At 74.7% G+C, this 1,993-nt stretch carries 2 protein-coding genes and 1 tRNA gene; 1 reads left to right on the top strand and 2 read right to left on the bottom strand.

Annotation, left to right across the window (positions count from 1 at the left end):
• A partial coding sequence (locus tag FOE67_RS24095) for an FmdB family zinc ribbon protein (protein WP_182666943.1) occupies window positions 1-207 on the bottom strand: 207 nt, incomplete at its 3' end.
• A 77-nt stretch (window positions 208-284) separates the two neighbouring features.
• A complete protein-coding gene (locus tag FOE67_RS24090; protein ID WP_182666942.1) occupies window positions 285-1,628 on the bottom strand; it encodes a coiled-coil domain-containing protein in 1,344 nt (447 codons plus the stop codon).
• Between the two features lie 280 nt (window positions 1,629-1,908).
• On the opposite strand from FOE67_RS24090, the gene FOE67_RS24085 reads away from it, so the two are divergent.
• A tRNA-Val gene (locus tag FOE67_RS24085) sits at window positions 1,909-1,980 on the top strand.
• Window positions 1,981-1,993: the final 13 nt, after the last annotated feature.

Raw genomic sequence — 1,993 nt, 5'->3', positions numbered from 1 at the left:
GCACCCGCCCCCGCCGCCCGCCGGGGCGGGGGCCGGCGAGGCGGCGCCGGCCGTTCCGGAGCGGCCGCCCACCGCGACCGTGGACAGCAGCTTGACGGTGTCCTCGTGCCCCACCGGACACGCGGCGGGTGCCCCCGCCTCGGACATCGGCCGGGACACCTCGAAGCGGTCCCCGCAGGAGCGGCAGCGGTACTCGTAGCGTGGCATGCGAGCAGGATAAGCCCCGGTTCGACCGCCGGGCGGGTACCGGTGCGCGGGAGACGCCCGGAGAAGGGGGAACCGGGTCAGCGGCCCTTGCCCCGGATGTCCTCCACCACGGCGCCGGCGATGTCCCGCACGGCCTTCGTCTCCATGAGGAACCGCCAGTAGTCCGGGTTGCGTCCGCCCCGCTCCAGCGCGGCCACCGCCGCGTCCAGGCGTTCCACCGCGCCGTCCAACCGCTCGGCGTGCCGGGGCTCGGGCACCGCGCGGCCCACCATCGCCAGCCGCTGGGCGTCGCGCACCGCGAAGCGGGTGCGCTCGATCTCCTTCGAGGCGTCGAAGGAGACCTCGTTGAGCCGGCGCAGCCGGTCCCCGGCGGTGGAGACCAGCTCGTCGGTGCGGGCCAGCAGGGCCTGCGCCTCGGTGATGCCGTCGGCCGCGTCGTCCCAGCGCTGTTCGCGTCGGGCCCGCTCCACCCCGTCCAGGGTGCGGCGGGCCCCGGCCACCGCCTCGGCGGCCTCGTCCGGCACCCGCTGCAGGTCCTGCCAGCAGGCGGCGCTGAAGCGGCGACGCAACTCGCTGAGGGTCGGTCCCACCTGCCCTGCCCGGGTGGTGATGGCCTCGGCGCGGGTCCGCAGCGAGGTCAGACGCCGTCCCACCTCCTCGGCGCGACGGGGGAGTTCGGTCATCCGCGCGGTGATCTCCCCGGCGCGCCGCGTCACCTCCTCGGCCCGGGTGAGGGTCGGTTGCACGCCGTGCCGGGCGGCGCCCTCGTTCAACAACCGCAGTTCCGGTGCCAGCGCGGCGAGGTCGGCGGCGGAGTCACCGGCGTCCAACCCCGCCTCGCGGACGGTGTCCAGCGCCCGGGTGGCCTCCAGCAGGGCGCGCTTGGCGCGCTCCACGGCGGGCGCCACCCGCGCCAACTCCTGCTCCGCCCGCTCCACCAGGGGCGCCAGACTCTGTCCGAAGCGCTCCAGATCCTCTTTGGCGCGCCTCAACTCGTCCCGCATGCGGGTGAAGTCGTGCCGGGCACGGGAGGCGGTCGTGGCGTCCAGATCGGCGGATTCCACGTCGTGGGAGTCCATCAGGGAGATGTACTCGTGGTTCGCCCGGTCGATCCGCTCGGCGAAGGCGGCGTGATCCGCGAACGCCTTGCGGGCCTGCGGCCCGTCGTCCACCGCACGGATCGTCTCCAGGGACAACTGCATGCCGCGCTGGGCCAGTTCGAGTTCGTAGAACGCCTCGGCCGTCTCGCCCTGCGCGCGACGCGCCTCCTCCCGCAGATCCTCCACCCGGCCCCGGCCCCAGCGTCGGGTGCCACCGCCGGTGAAGGCGCCGGATATCGCCACGGCGGCGACCACCGGCACCACGGCGGGCAGCAGCAGGGCCGGACCGATCAGCTTCCCCAGGATGCGTGTCGCCGTCACGTGCTCCCTTTCCCACCGTGTCCCCGTGCGTCTCCCCGCCGCGTTCCGCGTGTCGTGCGGCGGCACCGGCCGGGGAGGTCCCCTCCACCACCGGTCGGCGCGGAAGGATGCTCCCACCATTGTTTCACCCGGCGGTCGGTAAGCACACGCCCCGGCGCGTGCGCGGGTCCCCGGGCCGGCGGGGTCCGGTCGGTCGGGGAGCGGGGAACGGCCGTCCGACCCTCGGAAGCGGGGACACCCGTCCCCCGGCGGCATGTACCCTGGTCCCGGTCCGTGACCGGGGCGCATAGCTCAGCGGTAGAGCGCTTCCCTTACAAGGAAGATGTCACAGGTTCGATCCCTGTTGCGCCCACTTCGCCCCACCC

The sequence above is a fragment of the Streptomyces calidiresistens genome (assembly GCF_014141525.1).
Taxonomy (GTDB): Bacteria; Actinomycetota; Actinomycetes; order Streptomycetales; family Streptomycetaceae; genus Streptomyces; species Streptomyces calidiresistens.
Note: the sequence above shows the minus strand (reverse complement) of the source record. Positions and strands in the feature narration are given on the sequence as shown.